This is a genomic window from Kitasatospora sp. NEAU-69 (assembly GCF_057158765.1).
Genome location: NZ_JBWXUE010000006.1, coordinates 1 through 17,071, shown reverse-complemented (window position 1 = coordinate 17,071; position 17,071 = coordinate 1). Strand labels below are relative to the sequence as shown.

Genomic DNA, 17,071 nt, shown 5'->3' with positions numbered 1-17,071 from the left:
CTCTTTCGGGGGTGTGTTTTGGGGCGGGAAAAAAAAAGGGGAGCCTCCCCACCGCCGCTAACAGGCGTCCCAGTCCAACTCGCCGACCCAGTGCGGCAGCTCCTCACGGGCCGCCAGCCAGTCGCCCGGCACGCCGGCGATCCCGGTCCGGGCGGCGACCACGCCGGCCGCGATGGCGCAGGTGGTGTCCATGTCGCCCCAGCCGCCCAGCGTGGTCCAGATCGCCTCGGGCAGGTCGTCCAGTTGCCCGGCGGCGGCCCAGAGCGCGAACGGCACGGTGTCCTGGGCGGAGATCTGCAGGCCGGACCCGAGCACCACCGCCGCGTGCCGCACGCTCGCGCTGTCGGGCATCCGCGCGGCGATCCGCAGGCCGGAGCGCACCTCGCTCTCCGGTATCAGATCGGCCACGGTCGCGAGCAGTTCGGAGCGGTCGGGGGCCGCCGACCCACGACTGCGGACGGCCAGAGCGGTCGCCACCGCCACGGCCACCGCGCCCGCCGCGGCCTCGGCGTGGAAGTGCGTGGTCATGGCGGAGAGCCTGGCCTGCTCGGCGATCTCGGTCAGCTCGATGCCCGGGTCGGCGGCGAACCAGGCGCCCAGCGGCGCGATCCGCATCGCGGCGCCGTTGCCGTGCGAGCCCTGGCCGCCGAAGAGCCCGGAGGTGACGGTCCGCCAGTCGGCGCCCTGCTTGATCGCGCGCAGCACCTGGTGCATCGACGGGCCGTACTTGCGACCGGGGTCGGCCGTGTAGTCCTCGGCGAAGTCCTGGGCGAGCACGTCCGGTTGGACCTCGCCGTGGCGCACCAGGTGGCGCACCAGGACCAGGGCCTGCGCCGAGTCGTCGGTCCACTCCCACGGCCCCGGGCGGACGGCGCGCGCGGCCAGCTCGGTCTCCGCCTCGTCGCGGGACAGCCGGAACCAGCGGTCGCCGAAGGCGTCGCCGAGTGTGAGTCCCTGCAGGCTGTCGAAGGCTGGGGTGGGCGCGGGCACGGTCTGCTCCAGGTCTTGGTGTGGTCGAGTCCCTGATTCTGCCCGGTCGAACGGCACGGCCACGAACGGATTTTCGCCGTGCCGGGGCTCACAGCCGAACGAGGGGCCGTGGCATCGGCCACGGCCCCTCGCTCACCTGCTGCTCACCTGCTGCTCAACTCATGCCCGACTGCTGTGCAGTCGCTGTTCTGACCGATCGTCAGGAGGCGTTGAGCGCGGTGTCGTCGATCACGAAGCTGGTCTGGGCGGAGGAGGAGTTCTCCACGCCGTTGAACTTCAGCGTGACGCTCTTGCCGGCGTAGGAGGAGAGGTTGAACGTCTTCTGCACGTAGCCGTTGTTGGCGTTCAGGTTGCTGTAGGTGGCCAGCGTGGTGCCGTTGGCCGAGACGGTCAGCTTGTCGGCCGCGGTGGTGCCGGTCTTCGCGGTGTCGATGTGCAGCCAGAAGCTGAGGCTCGCGGAGCAGCCGGCCGGGATGGTGACGGTCTGCGTGATGCTGTCGGTGTGGGCGGCGCCGTAGCCGTCCAGCCAGGCGTCCCAGCTGCCGCTGTGGGCGGGCTCGCTGATGGTGTCGTTGTTGATGACGCCGGCGGTGGCGGTCCACGGGGAGGCGCTGCCGGTCTCGAAGCCGGGGTTGCCGAGCAGCTGGCCGCTGCCGGTGCAGCCGCCGCCGCTGGTGCTGACGGTCCAGCCGAACGAGGCGCTACCGGTGGCACCGGTGGAGTCCTTGGCGGTGACCGTCACCGAGTAGCTGCCCGCGGTGCTCGCGGTGCCGGAGATCAGGCCCGAGGAGCTGATCGACAGGCCGGTCGGCAGGCCGGTGGCCGAGTAGGTCAGGGTCTGGCCGCTGGCCGAGTCGGTGCCGGAGACCTGCAGGCTGACCGAGCTGCCGGTGGTGGTGGACTGGCTGCCGGGGCTGTTCACGGTGACCGTGTTGCCGCCGGTGCTGCCGCCGTTGGTGAAGGCGGCGGTGCCGTTCGGGGTGCCCCAGCCGGTCGGGCCGTCGTAGCCCGGGCCCGCGGTGCAGAGGTAGGTCGGCGAGCAGCTGCCGTTGTTGCCGCTGGTCACGTCGTTCAGGTTGCCCGTGTGGGCGTACGGGTACGAGGACGGGTACGTGCCCGCGGCCGGGGTGCCCGCGTCGGCGTAGACCGAGGCGATGATCGGCGAGGAGGCGCTGGTGCCGCCGTACACGTTCCAGCCCGAGCCGCCGTAGGTCTGGTAGACCGCGACACCGGTGGCCGGGTCGGCGACCGCGGAGACGTCCGAGACGGTGCGGTTGGAGCAGCCGCTGTCCTTCTGCCAGCTCGGCTTGGGGTCGTAGGCGGAGCAGCCGGAGCCGGTGCCCTCGGTGCTGCTGGTGTTCCAGACCGACTCGCTCCAGCCACGGGAGTTGGAGGCGGTGCTCAGCGAGGTGCCGCCGACCGAGGTGACGTACTGGGACGAGGCCGGGTACTCGGCGCCGTAGCCACCGTCACCGGCGGAGACGGTGATAGCCACGCCCGGGTGGTTGAAGTACTGGCTGTCCGAGCTGGTGTCGGTGGAGTCCTCGGACCCGCCGTAGCTGTTCGAGACGAACTTCGCGCCCTGCGAGACGGCCTGGTTCACCGCGGTGCCCAGGTCGCTCATGTTCGCCGAGGTCGCCTCGACCAGGATGATGTGCGCGTTCGGCGCGACGGCCGAGACCATGTCCAGGTCCAGCGAGATCTCACCGGCCCAACCCGAGTCGGCGGTCGGGTAGTTGGTGCTGCCGTCCTCGGCGATCTTCTTGAAGCAGCCGTTCGCCGTGGTGCAGGCCGGCAGGCCGTACTGGGACCGGTAGGTCGCCAGGTCCGACTCGGCGTTGGGGTCGTCCTGCGCGTCGACGATCGCGACGGTCTGGCCGCTGCCGCCGTTCGCGGGCAGGTTGTACGCGCTCTTCAGGTCGCTCGGGCCGTAGCCGGACGGCGTGGCGTTCGGCGACACGGCGTGCAGGGCGAACGCGTGCGGCTGCGTCGCGTCGGTGCGGGCCAGCGCGAGGCAGGCCATCTGACCGGGGTGCGTCGGCGCGGCACAGACGTGCTTGACGCCGACGTTGCTGCCGGCCAGGGTGCTCGTCCGGTCGGCGGCGTGGGCGGCGGGTGCGAGCAGGCCGAGGACGGCCAGGCCCATGGCCGGCAGAGTGGCGGTGACCGCGCGCAGGGTGCGCGAGCGTGGCCCGGCAGAGGTATGTGTGCGCAAGACGGAACCCTTCGTGGGGGTCGGGGTCGCAGCTCGCCGGTATCAGGTGGGGCCGGCGAGGGTGGCGCGCCCGGTACTGGTGGATCTCGGCACGTGCGGACGGCCCGTGGCTGAGCGCCTCGGGCCGTGCTGAACCCGCGCGAGTGCATGGCACGCGAGTGGGGGAGCTGTGGTGCAACCGGCCCGTGGTGCGGTCGGCTCTGTCGTGGTCCGGCGCGCGAGAGGTGCGGCGGCGCCGGGGCCGCGCCGAGTCGGCGCGGGAGTGCAGAGCGGTGCAAGCGGTGCAGACGGTGCAGAAGTGCAGTGCAGTGCAGAGCGGTGCAGGACGATGCGCGGTGCAGGGGCGCTGTTCAGCGGGCGTGGCGGCCGCCAAGGGCGGGGCGCGCACGCGTGGTGGGGGAGTGGAGCGCTGAACAAGAGGCCCGACTGTCAAGGGCATGACAGCACGTGCCCCGCACCAGTCCGCTCGGCGGGCTGATGCGGGGCTGACGCTAGTGGGCGTTCACCACGAGCGGCAAGGCGAGGTCAGGATCCTTTACCTGCCCGATGCAAGGATTACGGCTATCAGTGGGACCTGGTGGGACGCGGGGTTCTGGTGACTCGCCAGCCAACTCGGCAGCTCACTCACCCACCCTCGCATCCGCCGTCCCGCCGGTCGCTACTGCGGCTTGCCGGCGGCGGCCGGCTGCGCGTCGCCCTTGCCCCAGCGGCCGGTCAGGCCGGCCAGCAGCAGCGTCCAGAGCCCCTCCAGATCGGCCGTCGCACGCTTCTCGTCGGCCCACTCGGCCGCGTGCGCCGGGTCGTGGAAGTGCGCGGTCGCCTGGAACACGGCGTGGGCCGCGGTCGGCACGTGAACCGGCGTGAACTCGCCCTGCCAGATCCCGTCCTGAATGATCACCGCGATCTGCCCGGTCAGCGTCTCCACGTGCGCGGCGACCGTGTCACTGTGCTCGCCGACCAGTGTCAGGTACGTCTCGAAGAGCTGCGGGTCGCTCAGTGCCTTCTTCCGCTTCGCCGTGAAGAGCGTGGTCAGCCAGCGGTGCAGCCGCTCGCCCGCCGGGCCGCTCTCGACCGTGATCGACTGCAGGCTGTCGTGCGCCTGGTCGAGCCAGCGCTGGGTGACCGCCTCGCGCAGCGCCGCCTTGCTGGGGAAGTGCCGGTAGACGCTGCCGTGGCTGACGCCGAGGTCGCGCGCGATGTCGACCACGGTGGCCTTGCCCGGGCCGAACCGTCGCAGGACGTCCTCCGCCGTGCTCAGGATCTGCTCGCGCGTCAGTGCGCTCTCGGAGGTCACGGAGGTACGTCCTTAGGGTTGTCGCATTGGTGGGGCCGGCGGGTCCGGTGGGCCAGGGCGCGGGGGAAACCCGCTGCTGGGCCACTGCCGAGGCTACCCGGGGCCCGGACGCCCCGGCAGCGCAGCCCCGGCCCGGTTCGGTCACTTCTCGCTGTCGAGGCTGTGCATCTGCGCGGCGGCGTACCGGTCGCCGGCCGCGGCTCCGGCGGGCACGGCCGCCTCGATGGCGGCGAGGTCGGCGTCTTCGAGCCGGACGTCGAGCGCGCCGAGCGCCTCAGTCAGGCGCTCGCGGCGCCGGGCGCCGACCAGCGGCACGATGTCCGCGCCGCGCGAGGCGACCCAGGCGATCGCCACCTGCGCGACGCTGGCGCCCCTGGCCTCGGCGATCGCCCGCAGCGCCTCGACCAGCGTGAGGTTGTGGGCCAGGTTCTCGCCCTGGAAGCGCGGGCTGGCGCCACGGAAGTCGGTGGCGGCCAGCGGGCGGTCGGTGGACCAGTGGCCGCTGAGCAGTCCGCGCGAGAGCACGCCGTAGGCGGTGACGCCGATGCCCAGCTCGCGGGCGGTGGGCAGCACCTCGGCCTCCAGGCCACGGGAGAGCAGCGAGTACTCGATCTGCAGGTCGCTGATCGGGTGCACGGCGGCGGCCCGGCGCAGCGTGGCGGGGCCGACCTCGGAGAGGCCGATGTGCCGGACGTAGCCGGCCTTCACCAGATCGGCGATGGCGCCGATGGTCTCCTCGATCGGGACGTTCGGGTCCAGCCGGGCCGGGCGGTAGATGTCGATGTGGTCGGTGCGCAGGCGGCGCAGCGTGTAGGCGAGCGCGGTCTTGGTCGCGGCGGGGCTCGCGTCGTAGCCGAGCCAGGCGCCGTCCGGGCCGCGCTGGGCACCGAACTTCACGCTGATCTGGACGGCCTCGCGGTCGCGGCCGCGCAGCGCTTCGTGGATCAGCAGCTCGTTGTGGCCCATGCCGTAGAAGTCGCCAGTGTCGATCAGGGTGACGCCCGCGTCGATGGCGGCGTGGATCGTGGCGATGCTCTCGGCCTCGTCGGCCGGGCCGTAGAGGTCGGACATGCCCATCGCGCCGAGGCCGATGGCGGAGGTGATCGGGCCGGAGCGGCCGAGTCGGCGGGTGGTGACGGTGGTCATGCGGGGGCTCCTGGGGGAAGCGGGTCGAGTGTGAGTGATGTGGCTGAGGGCAGCGTTGATGAGGGCGGTGCAGGTGAAGGCAGTGCGGGGTGGGGCTTGGAGTGCCTTCGCGGACAAGTTTGGCATGACGGATGACAGATTTCAATATCTGTCATCCGTCAGCTGTCAGTCGTCATCTGTCACCCGCCGGACGTCAGTCGACCGCGCCCCCCGTCCGCCATCCGAGTGCGCACCAACTTTCGCTCCGTGCAGCCCTCTTGACGGCGCATGGTCACCTCCTTAGCGTTTGCTTTTGATCAGTTCCGTTTGGTTTTTCCTGAGGTGCGCGCGCAATCCACCAGCCGTCAACGTCCCGGGAGGGCAGCCCCCGATGCCAACCGTTCCCCCCGTACTGCGCCGATGGACGAGGGCGGCCGCACCGGCCGCCCTCGTGCTCTGCCTCGCCCTGGTCACCGGCGGCGTCCCCGCCGCCCAGGCCGCCACCACTGCGCAGGCCGCCACCACCGCGCCCGCCCACGCCGCCAAGGCTGCCGCGATCGCGCCCACCGCGATCACCGTCGACGCGAACTCGCCCGGCCGCACCTTCGACGGCGTCGGCGCGATCAGCGGCGGCGGCGGCAACTCGCGCCTGCTGCTCGACTACCCCGAGCCGCAGCGCAGCCAGATGCTCGACTACCTCTTCAAGCCCGGCTACGGCGCCGCGCTCCAGATCCTCAAGGTCGAGATCGGCGGCGACACCAACTCCACCGACGGCGCCGAGTCCTCGATCGAGCACACCCGCGGCAACATCGACTGCGACAACGGCTACGAGTGGTGGCTGATGGAGCAGGCCAAGGCCCGCAACCCCGGGATCAAGCTCTACGCGCTCTCCTGGGGTGCCCCCGGCTGGATCGGGAACGGCAACTTCTGGTCCCAGGACACGATCGACTACCTGGTCTCCTGGCTCGGCTGCGCCAAGCAGCACAACCTGCCGATCGACTACATCGGCGGCTGGAACGAGCGCGGCTACAACGCCGCCTGGTACGAGAACCTGCACGCCACGCTCGCCGCCGACGGCTACGGCGCGACCAAGGTGGTCGGCGCCGACGACAACTGGACGATCGCCACCGCGATGCAGAGCGACAGCGTGCTGAAGAACGCCGTCGACATCGTCGGCGTCCACTACCCGTGCGGATACATGTCCGCGATGACCAGTTGCAGCAGCACGCCCGACGCGCAGGCCACCGGCAAGCAGCTCTGGGCGAGCGAGAACGGCTCCGAGGACGCCGACACCGGCGCCGCCCCGATGGCTCGCGCGATCAACCGCGGCTACCTGGACGCGAAGATGACCGCCTTCATCAACTGGCCCGTGGTCGCCGCGCTCTACCCCAACCTCGGCTTCAACACGATGGGCCTGATCACGGCGAACCAGCCCTGGTCCGGCGCCTACCAGGTCTCCCGCAGCGCCTGGGCCACCGCCCAGACCACCCAGTTCACCGCCCCCGGCTGGAAGTACCTGGACACCGCCTCCGGCTACCTGGCTGGCAACCGCGCCAACGGCAGCTACGTCAGCTACGCCGCGCCCGACCGCAGCGCGTGGAGCACCGTCTTCGAGACCATGGACGCCACCGCCGCCCAGACCGTCACGTTCCAGGTGGCGAACAACCTGCCGGCCGGCGCACTGCACGTCTGGTCCACCGACTTCTCCAGCAACGCCGCGACCGCGCACCTGGTGCCCGGCCCCGACCTGACCGCGAGCGGCGGCACCTACCAGCTGACCCTGCAGCCCGGCCACCTCTACACCGTCACGACCACCACCGGCCAGGGCGCGAGCACCGCGGACAGCACCGCCCCGCAGCGCGGCCTGCTCGCCCTGCCGTACAGCGACAGCCTGGCGGGCACCGCGACCGGCCAGGAGGCGCGCTACTTCAGCACCATGAACGGCGCGTTCGAGACCGAGCCGTGCGCCGGCGGCCGGGCGGGCAACTGCCTGCGCCAGCAGGCGCCGACCACGCCGATCCGCTGGACCGACGAGTCCGCCGACCAGCCGTACGCGACCATGGGCGACCTGAGCTGGAGCAACTACACGGTCAGCGCGGACGTGCTGCTCGAACACTCCGGCACCGCCGAGCTGCTCGGTCGGGTCGGCACCCAGGGCCGCAACAACAACGGCCTGAACGCGTACAACCTGCGGGTCGGCGACGACGGCAGCTGGACCCTGCTGAAGAGCGACACCAGCTGGGCCTTCACCACCCTGGCCAGCGGCACCGTCCCGGCGCTCGGCACGAACACCTGGCACCACGTGTCACTCGGCTTCCAGGGCAGCACGCTCACCGCGAAGCTGGACGGCAGCACGCTGGCGACCGTGACCGACGGCAGCTACCCGGCCGGCCAGATCGCGCTCGGCACCGGCGGCTACTACAACGCGCAGTTCAGCAACCTGTCGATCACGCCGAACACCCCCGCCGCCCCGCAGGACGGCGTCTACACGCTGGCGAACGCCAACAACGGCCAGCTGCTGGACGCCTCGAACCAGGGCACCGCCAACGGCACGCCGATCATCCAGTGGCCGTCCGACGGCGGCGCCAACCAGCAGTGGCGGCTGACCTCGACCGGCGACGGCTACTACACGATCACCGGCGTGGCGAGCGGCAAGGCACTGGACGTGCCGAACGCCAGCGCCGTCCCGCAGACCCAGCTCGACCTGTGGTCCGCGAACGGCGGCACCAACCAGCAGTGGCTGCTGGTCCCGGCCGCCGGTGGCGGCTACACGCTGGAGTCGCGCTCGGACGGCCAGCTCGCGGACGTCAACGGTGGCTCGCTGCTGATGGGCGCCCAGGTGATCCAGTGGCCGCCCACCGGCGGCACGAACCAGCGCTGGCAGCTCACCAAGATCGGCTGAGCCCCCGAAGCCCTGAGCCCCTGAGCCCCCGAAAGCCCAGCGCCCGCCCGCCGACCACCCCGGTCGGCGGGCGGTTCGCGTTCAGGACGGGTCCTAGTCGGTCACCCGGCTCTGGTTCTCGTACGCCAGCTCCAGGTACTCCGGGTGCCGCTCCATCCAGCCGCGGATGAACGGGCAGGTCGCCAGCACCGCCACCCCGCGCCCGCGCGCGTCGTCCAGCACCGCCCGGGCCAGCGCCCCGCCGATCCCCTGCCCCTCGAACCGCGGCTCGACCACGGTGTGCGGGTAGACCACCAGCCCCTCGCTGCGCATGTACGTGGCGAAGCCGGCCTGTTCGCCGTCCAGCTCCGCCACGAAGCGGTGTTCCGCCGGAATGTCCCGGACGACCACGGTCATTCGACTCTCCTCTTTTTGACGTCACGTTTCCTGACGGCTCTTCAGCCCCACTTCTTCGCCCAGTCATCATCCGCGATCGCCGACCGCGCCGCACCCGAACCGGATACTGTTCGAGGTTCGGCCCGGTCCGGTACGGACGGCTGATCCGGCTGTCACCCATCCGGCGTGGATCCGCTCGAGGATGGCGATTCGCCCTGCCGAAGCGCCCCAGCAGGTCCATCGTGGAGAGGTGGGCGCGATCGGGTGACCGCGCCCCACCCGCCGGTCCGTCCCGTACGGCTCCGAACCGCGCGGCGCCGCCGGACGCGCCCCGGCGCCCGCACCGCACGCCCCCCGGGCGCCCCGCGCCGTTCCGCGGTCCGGCCTGCGGAGTAAGGGCCACCTCGCAGGAGTGTGGAGCGTTCTTCTAGGCTCGCTTCGGCTCTCATTGCCACAGTGGCCCCCACCCCGCCAGCCGGAGGTCACTGCCCACGGGGCTCCGGTCGGTCCGGAGTCGCCGAAACCAGCGAGGAGGACGAATGTCGAGCAGCCGTTCCATCGCACCGCTCACCCCGCGGCCACCAGCCGCCGTAGCCGCCGCATCCGCGACCAGACGAGCAGCAGGTCCGACCGGCGCCCGTGCCTGTCAGGCCATCCGTCCGCTGAGTACGCGAAGCCGCCGCGGAGGTGCCGAGTGAGCCCGAATACCACCACCAGCCCGGCCGGCCCAGCCCCAGCCCAGGCGGCCCCCGCGCCGGCGTCCGGATCCGCGTCGGGGTCGGCGTCCGCGTCGACGACCGCCGACGCGGACGCCGACGGTCCGGGAGCCGCCGCCCCCAGGCCGGAGCCGCTGCCCGGGGTGCCGCGTGCGCTGACCACCAAGGCCCGCACGCTCTCCGCCGCGGTCCGCAGCCGCTGCGCCGACCTGGCCAGGATCGAGTCCCCGACCGGTGACGCGAAGCGGCTGAACGCGCTCGCCGAGGAGCTGTCGGCCGGCTACCGGGCGACCGGCGCCGAGGTCAGCCGGGAGAAGGGCGCGGCCGGCGACCACCTGCTGCTGCACTGGCGCGGCCAGGACGAGAGCCTCCCGCACCTGCTCTTCGTCGGGCACCACGACACCGTCTGGCCGGCCGGCACGCTCGCCGACTGGCCGGTGATCGAGCACGACGGAGTGCTCAGCGGCCCTGGCGTGCTCGACATGAAGGCCGGTCTGGCCCTTCTCGAAGGCGCCTTCGCCCTCCTCGCCGACCTCGGCCTGCGCCCGCACCGCTCGGTGCGCGTCGTGGTGGTCGCGGACGAGGAGGTCGGCAGCCCGGACGGCCGCCGCGTGGTGGAGCGCCAGCTCCCCGGCGCCGCCGCCGTCCTGGGCCTGGAACCGCCGCACGAGGACGGTCGGCTGAAGACCGCGCGCCGGGGCGTCAGCCGGGTCAGGCTCACCGTCACCGGCCACGAGGCGCATGCCGGCAACCACCCCGAGGACGGCACCTCGGCGGTGGACGAGCTGGTCGACCAGCTCGTCGAGATCCGCGACCAGCTCGGCCACCAGCCGGGCACCGAGCTGAACACCGGCCGGATCCGCGGCGGCACCAGGGCGAACGTGATCGCCGGGCAGGCCGAGGCCGAGCTGGGCCTGCGCTTCTCCACCCCGGAGGCGCAGCGCAGCACGCTGGACACGCTGGCCCACCTGACCGCGCTGCGCCCGGGCGCGCTGGTGACCACCGAGGTGCTCTCCAGCCGGCCGGCCTGGCCCGAGCGCGCGGACGGCAACGCGCTGCTGCGCCACGTGCGCAGCCTGGCGGCCGCGCTCGGGCAGCAGCTGGACGGCGCACCGGCAGGCGGGGCGGGTGACACCAACCTGGCCGGCGCCCGCGGCCTGCCGACGCTGGACGGGCTGGGCGCGGTCGGAGCCGGCCCGCACGCGCGGGACGAGCGGATCGAGCTGGACCAGCTGGCGCCGCGGATCGCGCTGCTCGCCGGACTGCTCGCGGTCCCGCTGCCCAGGCTGCGCGCCTGAGTCGTACCACCGCCTGACGGGGGCGGGCCCGGATCCGGGCCCGCCCCTGGCGCATTTCCCGGAACAGTTCTCCGCAAGATCCGGGGAGTCCTTGTCACCGGTAGGCCGTTGGCTACACAATGGAACCGACCGAACGGTCAGTCGGGAGGAGTCGTCATCGTGGCAGTGCCCACCGAATCCACGCAGCCCATGGGGCCCAGCGGGCCCGCGGAGCCCAGTGAGCGCTTCGAGGCCGTGATCGCCGCCGAGCAGCGGATCGAACCGCGTGACTGGATGCCGGACGGCTACCGCGCCACGCTGATCCGCCAGATCGCCCAGCACGCGCACTCCGAGATCATCGGCATGCAGCCGGAGGGCAACTGGCTGACCCGGGCCCCCTCGCTGCGCCGCAAGGCGATCCTGCTGGCCAAGGCCCAGGACGAGGCCGGTCACGGTCTCTACCTCTACGCGGCCGCCGAGACGCTCGGCGTGGACCGCGCCGAGCTGACCGAGAAGCTGATCAGCGGCCGGCAGAAGTACTCCTCGATCTTCAACTACCCGACGCTGAACTTCGCCGACGTCGGCGTGATCGGCTGGCTGGTGGACGGCGCGGCGATCTGCAACCAGGTCCCGCTCTGCCGCTGCAGCTACGGTCCGTACGCGCGGGCGATGGTGCGGGTCTGCAAGGAGGAGTCCTTCCACCAGCGCCAGGGCTACGAGCTGCTGATGACGCTGATGCGCGGCACCGAGGCCCAGCAGCGCATGGTGCAGGACGCGGTGGACCGCTGGTGGTGGCCGTCGCTGATGATGTTCGGCCCGCCGGACGGCGATTCGCCGAACACCGCGCAGTCGATGGCCTGGCGGATCAAGCGGCACACCAACGACGAGCTGCGCCAGCGCTTCGTCGACATGACCGTGCCGCAGGCCGAGCACCTCGGCGTGACGCTGCCCGACCCGGCGCTGAGCTGGAACGAGCAGCGCGGCAGCTGGGACTTCGGCGAGCCCGACTGGGCCGAGCTGCAGCAGGTGATCAAGGGCAACGGCCCGTGCAACACGCAGCGGGTCGACCGCCGCCGCGCCGCCCACGAGGACGGTGCCTGGGTCCGCGAGGCCGCCCTGGCGTACGCGGCGAAGCAGAAGGAGCCGCAGTAATGCCCGACCAGTCCTGGCCGCTCTACGAGGTCTTCGTGCGTCCCCGGCGCGGGCTCAACCACGTGCACGTCGGTTCGCTGCACGCGCCGGACGACCGGATGGCCCTGCTGAACGCGCGCGACCTGTACACCCGCCGCAACGAGGGCGTCAGCCTCTGGGTGGTCCGTTCCGACGCGATCACCGCCTCGACGCCCGACGAGCGCGATCCGTTCTTCGAGCCGAGCGGCGACAAGGTCTACCGCCACCCGACCTTCTACGACATCCCCGAGGATGTCCCGCACATCTGACGGGGACCCACGATGACCGACAGTCACCAGAGCGACGACCACGTCTACCTCACGCTGGCCCAGCCCGATCACGAGTCCGAGGCCCGCTGGGCGTACGGCACCGGCTTCGCCGACCCGCTGCTCGGCGTGGACACCACGCTGGCACCGGACGTCGATGGAGCCGACCTCTCGCTCTACTGCCAGTTCCTCGCCGACGACGCGCTGGTGCTGTCCCAGCGGCTGATCGAGTGGTGCACCCGGGCGCCGGAGCTGGAGGAGGAGGTCGCCCTCGCGAACCTCGGCCTCGACCTGCTCGGCCAGGCCAGGCTGCTGCTCACCCGGGCCGGCCAGGCCGACGGCACCGGCCGCACCGAGGACGACTTCGCGTACTGGCGCGCCGAGCACGAGTTCCGCAACGTGCGGCTGGTGGAGGCCGAGAACGGCGACTTCGCGTTCTCGATCGCCCGCCTGCTGGTCTTCGCGACCGCCCGCGGCGCGCTCTACCGGCGCCTGGCCACCGCCGCGCCGGACGCGGTGCTGGCCGCGGTGGCCGCGCGCGGCGTCAAGGAGCTGGCCTACCACCAGGAGTACGCGGCCGCCTGGACGGTCCGGCTCGGTGACGGCACCGAGTTCTCCGCCGAGCGGATGCAGGCCGGTCTGGACGCCGTCTGGCCGCTGCTGGACGAGCTGTTCACCGGCCACGAGGTCGAACTGCGGCTCGGCCTGGACCCCGCCGCGCTGCGCGATGACGTGCTGACCGAGCTCGCCGCGGTGCTCGCCGAGGCGAAACTGGCCGTGCCGGGCGCGAAGCCGCTGGCCCGGATCGGCGGGCGGGCCGGACGCGACGGCGTGCACACCGAGGCGCTCGGCCTGCTGCTCGCCGAACTGCAGTGCGTGGCCCGGGAGCACCCGGGGGCGACATGGTGACCACGCTCGCGGCGCGCGCCGCCGCCGAGATCGCAGGCGCCGTCCCCGACCCCGAGCTGCCGATGCTCACGCTCGCCGACCTCGGTGTGCTGGCCGGCGTCGAGCAGCAGCACCCGGACTCGAACAGCGTCACGGTCTGGCTCACCCCGACGTACTCCGGCTGCCCGGCCGTCGCCGAGATGGCGGCCGACGTGCGGCTGCGGCTGCGCACCGCCGGGTTCACCGAGGTCGAGGTCCGGCTGCGGCTCGACCCGCCGTGGAGCACCGACCTGATCAGCGCCGAGGGCCGGGCCAAGCTCGCCGCCGCCGGCATCGCACCGCCCGCCCCCGGCGGTCGGCCGGCGGCCGGCGGCCTGCTCCAGCTGGGCCGCACCCGGCTCGCGGTGAGCTGCCCGCAGTGCGGGTCCGAGGACACCGAGGAGCTGTCCCGGTTCGGCTCCACCGCCTGCAAGGCCCTCTGGCGCTGCCGCGCCTGCCGTGAGCCGTTCGAACGCATGAAGGAGATCTGATGGCGACCCGCCGCGCGCAGTTCCACCCCCTGCGGATCGCCGCCGTCGACCGCCTGTGCGACGACGCGGTGGCCGTCACCTTCGACGTCCCCACCGGGCTCGCCGAGGAGTACGTCTTCCAGGCCGGCCAGTCGCTGACGCTGCGCCAGGTCACCGCCGAGGGCGCCGACGAGCGGCGCTCGTACTCGATCTGCTCGCCGGTCGGCGGCGCGCTGCGGATCGCCGTGCGCGAGGTGCCCGGCGGGCTCTTCTCCGGTCAGCTGGTGCGCCGCGCCGCGCCCGGCGACACCGTCGAGGTGCTGCCGCCCGGCGGTGCGTTCACCGCCGACCTGACCGCCCCGGCGCAGCACGTGCTGCTGGCGGCCGGCTCCGGGATCACCCCGATGCTCTCGATCGCCGGCACCGTGCTCGCCGCGCACCCCGAGGCCCGGGTGCTGCTGCTCTACGGCAACCGGAGCAGCGACACGGTGATGTTCGCCGACGAGCTGGCCGATCTGAAGGACCGCTACCTCGACCGCTTCGAGCTGGTCCACGTGCTCTCCCGGGAGGCCAGGGACGCCGAGCTGCTCAGCGGCCGGCTCGACGGCGAGCGGGTGCGGGCACTGCTCGGCGCGCTGGTGGACGTCCCGGCGGTCGGCCACTGGTGGCTCTGCGGGCCGTACGGGATGGTCGCGGACGCCCGCGCGCTGCTCGCCGAGCTCGGCGTCGCGCCCTCGGCGGTGCACCAGGAGCTCTTCCACGCCGAGGACGAGCCGGTCTCCGAGCGTCCGGTCGAGACGGTGGCGGACCCGGACAGCGTCAGCGAGGTCACCCTGGTGCTGGACGGGCGGCGCAGCACGCTGCGGCTGCCGCGCGAGCGCAGCGTGCTGGACGGCGCGCAGCACGTCCGGCCCGACCTGCCGTTCGCCTGCAAGGGCGGGGTCTGCGGCACCTGCCGGGCGCTGGTCACCGAGGGCGAGGTGGAGATGCGGCGCAACTTCGCCTTGGAGGAGAAGGAGCTGGCGGCCGGCTACGTGCTGACCTGCCAGGCCCGGCCGGTCTCCGACCGGGTGACGGTCGACTACGACGCGTGAGCCGGCTGACCGGCTAGCTGGTCGGCTAGCTGATCGGCCGGCCGGTCCACCGGCCGGCCGATCAGCTTCACGATCGCGTTCACCGCGGCCCGCCCCGCCCGGTTCGCGCCGATGGTGCTCGCCGACGGCCCGTAGCCGACCAACTGGATCCGCGGGTCGGCGACCGCCGTGGTGCCGTCCAGCCGGATCCCGCCGCCGGCCTCGCGCAGGCCGAGCGGCGCGAGGTGACCGACCTCGGGGCGGAACCCGGTGGCCCAGATCACCGCGTCCACCGCCAGCTCGGTGTCCCCCCAGGCCACACCGTGCTCGGTGAGCCGGTCGAACATCGGGCGGCGGTTCAGCACCCCGAGCTGCTGCGCCCGGCGTAGCGCGACCGACGGCCCGAGCCCGGTCACGCCGACCACGCTGCGCACCGGCAGCCCTTGGCGCACCTGTTCCTCCACCAGTGCCACGGCGGCCCGCCCGGCCTGCGGGGTGAACGGCGCGTCCCGGATCACCGGCTCGCGCCGGGTCACCCAGACCGGCTCGGCCACCGCGCCGAGCTCGGCGAGCAGCTGGATCGCCGAGGCCCCGCCGCCGACCACCACCACGCGCTGCCCGGCGAACCCGGCCGGGCCCCGGTAGTCGGCGTAGTGCAGCTGGCGGCCGGCGAACCGGCCGGGGTAGTGCGGCAGGAACGGGCGGGTCCAGGTCCCGGTCGCGTTGACCAGCGCGCGGGCCGACCAGCTGCCGGCGGTGGACTCGACCAGTAGCCGTCCGTCCGCCTCGTCCGTCACGGCCGTCACAGCCGTCACCCGCGCCGGGCGGATCACCGGGAGCGCGTGCCGGGCCTCGTACGCGGCGAAGTAGCCGGGGACCACCTCGCGGACGGGCGCCGCCGGGTCGGGGGTGGGCAGCTCGAAGTCCGGTAGGTCGTGGAAGCCGTGCACGGTGGCCATCCGCAGCGAGGGCGAGCGGTGCGCCCAGGCGCCGCCGGGCGCCGGGTCGGCGTCCAGCACGACGAAGCCGCGGTACGGCTCGAACCCGTGCCGGCGCAGGTGGTAGGCGGCCGAGAGGCCCGCCTGGCCTGCACCGATCACCAGGACGTCGACTTTGGTTGCCTCATCAACAGTCACGTTTGTGAAACATCACAAGCGTTGCCCTTTGTTCCGCCGAAAAGCTCGACCCCGACCGGTGAGCGCGGATCGGAAAAGCCGTACCGTAGGCGCATGGACGAGCAAAGCGATCATCCGCAGGGGCCGGGTGCGACGGATGACCCGGGCGCACTGGAGATCGAGGCGACGGTGGTTCTGGGCATCCGGGTCACCGACTGGCCCGCACTGCGCGCCGCCGCGATCGCGGCCGTCCAGGAGCTCGACTTCGCCGGCATCGACCCGGCCGCCCAGCGCCTGGAACTGCTGCGCGAGGTCGCCGAGGACCCGCACGCCGCGCTCGGCGCGCTGCTCCACCCGGACCGGCTGATCGGCGCGCTGCCCGGCATCGAGGCGCTCGGCGGCACGCTGGAGATCAGCACCACCGACGACTTCGCGCCGGACTTCGCCGAGCTCTTCCCGCTCGACGGCGAGGACGGCGAGGCCGGCGACTGGACCCTCACCCCGCGCACCGCCTGCCTGCTGCACACCCAGCTCCTCGCACTCGCCGACGCCGCGTACGACGACATCGAGGAGCACGGCGAGGAAGCGGTCACCGACGAGGACGAGCAGGACTGGGCCGTCTTCGCCCGCCTCCCGCAGCGCAGCTGGAACATGCACCGCTCCTGGCGCCGCTCGATGGCCCGCGCCTTCGACGACCTGGCCGAGGACCTCGGCCTCGGCGAGTGGCCGCTGCCCCGATGTCCCGGTGAGGAGCTCGCGCTGCGCCTCGCCCTGGCCGACGCGCGCTCACTGCTCGGAGCCCAGCCGCAGGCGGTGGCCGACCTGATGGGGGAGCTGCCCGCCGACCTGTACGACTACGACTGGGACGGCTGCGCGGACGAGCTGCTCGGCGTCTACGACCTGGCCGGCCAGGACCCGGACGAGGACGCCGCCACCCGCCTGGAGACGCTCCTCTCCGCCACCCACCCCGAAGGCTGGTTCCTCAGCTACGAGGAGGCCGAGGAGCGCGAGCCGGGCCGCGGCTACCGCCGCTAGGGCCTGTCGTCAAACCCCCTTCTGCTCGGCGACGCCATGCACGCACTCTCGCCGCACCGGGCACAGGCCCAAGTACGTCCAGTACGAGGGCCTGCGCCCGGCACGCCGAGAGCACGCACCT

At 72.8% G+C, this 17,071-nt stretch carries 14 protein-coding genes; 8 read left to right on the top strand and 6 right to left on the bottom strand.

The genetic code is table 11. The features are described from left to right. Positions 1-57 precede the first annotated feature (57 nt). The 4 genes from AC060L_RS08875 to AC060L_RS08860 form a co-directional block, all read right to left on the bottom strand. Positions 58-990: an ADP-ribosylglycohydrolase family protein gene (locus AC060L_RS08875; RefSeq protein WP_483798039.1), complete on the bottom strand. Its 933-nt coding sequence runs from the start codon at positions 988-990 to the stop codon at positions 58-60. Between the two features lie 199 nt (positions 991-1,189). Continuing rightward, on the bottom strand, positions 1,190-3,136 hold the full coding sequence (locus tag AC060L_RS08870; protein WP_483798252.1) for a putative Ig domain-containing protein: 1,947 nt from the start codon (positions 3,134-3,136) through the stop codon (positions 1,190-1,192). A 727-nt stretch (positions 3,137-3,863) separates the two neighbouring features. Further along, positions 3,864-4,499: a TetR/AcrR family transcriptional regulator gene (locus tag AC060L_RS08865; protein ID WP_483798038.1), complete on the bottom strand. Its 636-nt coding sequence runs from the start codon at positions 4,497-4,499 to the stop codon at positions 3,864-3,866. A gap of 141 nt (positions 4,500-4,640) precedes the next feature. Then, positions 4,641-5,645, bottom strand: coding sequence for an aldo/keto reductase (locus AC060L_RS08860; protein ID WP_483798037.1), 1,005 nt, complete (start codon positions 5,643-5,645; stop codon positions 4,641-4,643). A 370-nt stretch (positions 5,646-6,015) separates the two neighbouring features. Between AC060L_RS08860 and AC060L_RS08855 the strand changes: the two genes are divergently transcribed. Beyond that, entirely contained in the window at positions 6,016-8,526 is a 2,511-nt protein-coding gene (locus AC060L_RS08855; protein WP_483798036.1) for an RICIN domain-containing protein, read from the top strand. Between the two features lie 93 nt (positions 8,527-8,619). Here the strand turns inward: AC060L_RS08855 and AC060L_RS08850 are convergent, their stop codons facing one another. Further along, positions 8,620-8,922, bottom strand: coding sequence for a GNAT family N-acetyltransferase (locus AC060L_RS08850; RefSeq protein WP_483798035.1), 303 nt, complete (start codon positions 8,920-8,922; stop codon positions 8,620-8,622). 673 nt (positions 8,923-9,595) lie between these two features. Between AC060L_RS08850 and AC060L_RS08845 the strand changes: the two genes are divergently transcribed. From AC060L_RS08845 to paaE, 6 genes are all read left to right on the top strand, one after another. Then, complete coding sequence (locus AC060L_RS08845; protein WP_483798034.1) at positions 9,596-10,915, top strand: M20 family metallopeptidase; 1,320 nt, start codon at positions 9,596-9,598, stop codon at positions 10,913-10,915. A gap of 189 nt (positions 10,916-11,104) precedes the next feature. Beyond that, complete coding sequence (paaA, locus tag AC060L_RS08840; protein ID WP_483798251.1) at positions 11,105-12,046, top strand: 1,2-phenylacetyl-CoA epoxidase subunit PaaA; 942 nt, start codon at positions 11,105-11,107, stop codon at positions 12,044-12,046. Further along, complete coding sequence (gene paaB, locus AC060L_RS08835; protein ID WP_483798033.1) at positions 12,046-12,333, top strand: 1,2-phenylacetyl-CoA epoxidase subunit PaaB; 288 nt, start codon at positions 12,046-12,048, stop codon at positions 12,331-12,333. The genes paaA and paaB overlap by 1 nt, the downstream gene beginning before the upstream one ends. A 12-nt stretch (positions 12,334-12,345) precedes the next feature. Next, a complete protein-coding gene (gene paaC, locus AC060L_RS08830; RefSeq protein WP_483798032.1) occupies positions 12,346-13,239 on the top strand; it encodes a 1,2-phenylacetyl-CoA epoxidase subunit PaaC in 894 nt (297 codons plus the stop codon). Further along, positions 13,233-13,748: a 1,2-phenylacetyl-CoA epoxidase subunit PaaD gene (gene paaD, locus AC060L_RS08825; RefSeq protein ID WP_483798031.1), complete on the top strand. Its 516-nt coding sequence runs from the start codon at positions 13,233-13,235 to the stop codon at positions 13,746-13,748. Before paaC ends, paaD begins: the two co-directional genes overlap by 7 nt. Then, a complete protein-coding gene (gene paaE / locus AC060L_RS08820; RefSeq protein WP_483798030.1) occupies positions 13,748-14,821 on the top strand; it encodes a 1,2-phenylacetyl-CoA epoxidase subunit PaaE in 1,074 nt (357 codons plus the stop codon). The genes paaD and paaE overlap by 1 nt, the downstream gene beginning before the upstream one ends. Here the strand turns inward: paaE and AC060L_RS08815 are convergent. After that, positions 14,809-15,936 carry an FAD-dependent oxidoreductase gene (locus tag AC060L_RS08815; RefSeq protein ID WP_483798029.1) on the bottom strand — a complete coding sequence of 376 codons (1,128 nt, stop codon included), beginning with the start codon at positions 15,934-15,936 and terminating at the stop codon, positions 14,809-14,811. The two genes, paaE and AC060L_RS08815, sit on opposite strands and share 13 nt — an antisense overlap. A gap of 93 nt (positions 15,937-16,029) precedes the next feature. On the opposite strand from AC060L_RS08815, the gene AC060L_RS08810 reads away from it, so the two are divergent. Further along, a complete protein-coding gene (locus tag AC060L_RS08810; RefSeq protein ID WP_483798028.1) occupies positions 16,030-16,950 on the top strand; it encodes a hypothetical protein in 921 nt (306 codons plus the stop codon). Positions 16,951-17,071: the final 121 nt, after the last annotated feature.

What these genes read in the sequence shown, in the direction of transcription:
- AC060L_RS08850 (WP_483798035.1), bottom strand. Translation starts at nt 8,922, where the DNA reads ATGACCGTGGTCGTCCGGGACATTCCGGCGGAACACCGCTTCGTGGCG.
- paaE (WP_483798030.1), top strand. Translation starts at nt 13,748, where the DNA reads ATGGCGACCCGCCGCGCGCAGTTCCACCCCCTGCGGATCGCCGCCGTC.
- paaA (WP_483798251.1), top strand. Translation starts at nt 11,105, where the DNA reads ATGGGGCCCAGCGGGCCCGCGGAGCCCAGTGAGCGCTTCGAGGCCGTG.
- AC060L_RS08855 (WP_483798036.1), top strand. Translation starts at nt 6,016, where the DNA reads ATGCCAACCGTTCCCCCCGTACTGCGCCGATGGACGAGGGCGGCCGCA.
- paaD (WP_483798031.1), top strand. Translation starts at nt 13,233, where the DNA reads ATGGTGACCACGCTCGCGGCGCGCGCCGCCGCCGAGATCGCAGGCGCC.
- AC060L_RS08860 (WP_483798037.1), bottom strand. Translation starts at nt 5,645, where the DNA reads ATGACCACCGTCACCACCCGCCGACTCGGCCGCTCCGGCCCGATCACC.
- paaB (WP_483798033.1), top strand. Translation starts at nt 12,046, where the DNA reads ATGCCCGACCAGTCCTGGCCGCTCTACGAGGTCTTCGTGCGTCCCCGG.
- paaC (WP_483798032.1), top strand. Translation starts at nt 12,346, where the DNA reads ATGACCGACAGTCACCAGAGCGACGACCACGTCTACCTCACGCTGGCC.
- AC060L_RS08810 (WP_483798028.1), top strand. Translation starts at nt 16,030, where the DNA reads ATGGACGAGCAAAGCGATCATCCGCAGGGGCCGGGTGCGACGGATGAC.
- AC060L_RS08870 (WP_483798252.1), bottom strand. Translation starts at nt 3,136, where the DNA reads ATGGGCCTGGCCGTCCTCGGCCTGCTCGCACCCGCCGCCCACGCCGCC.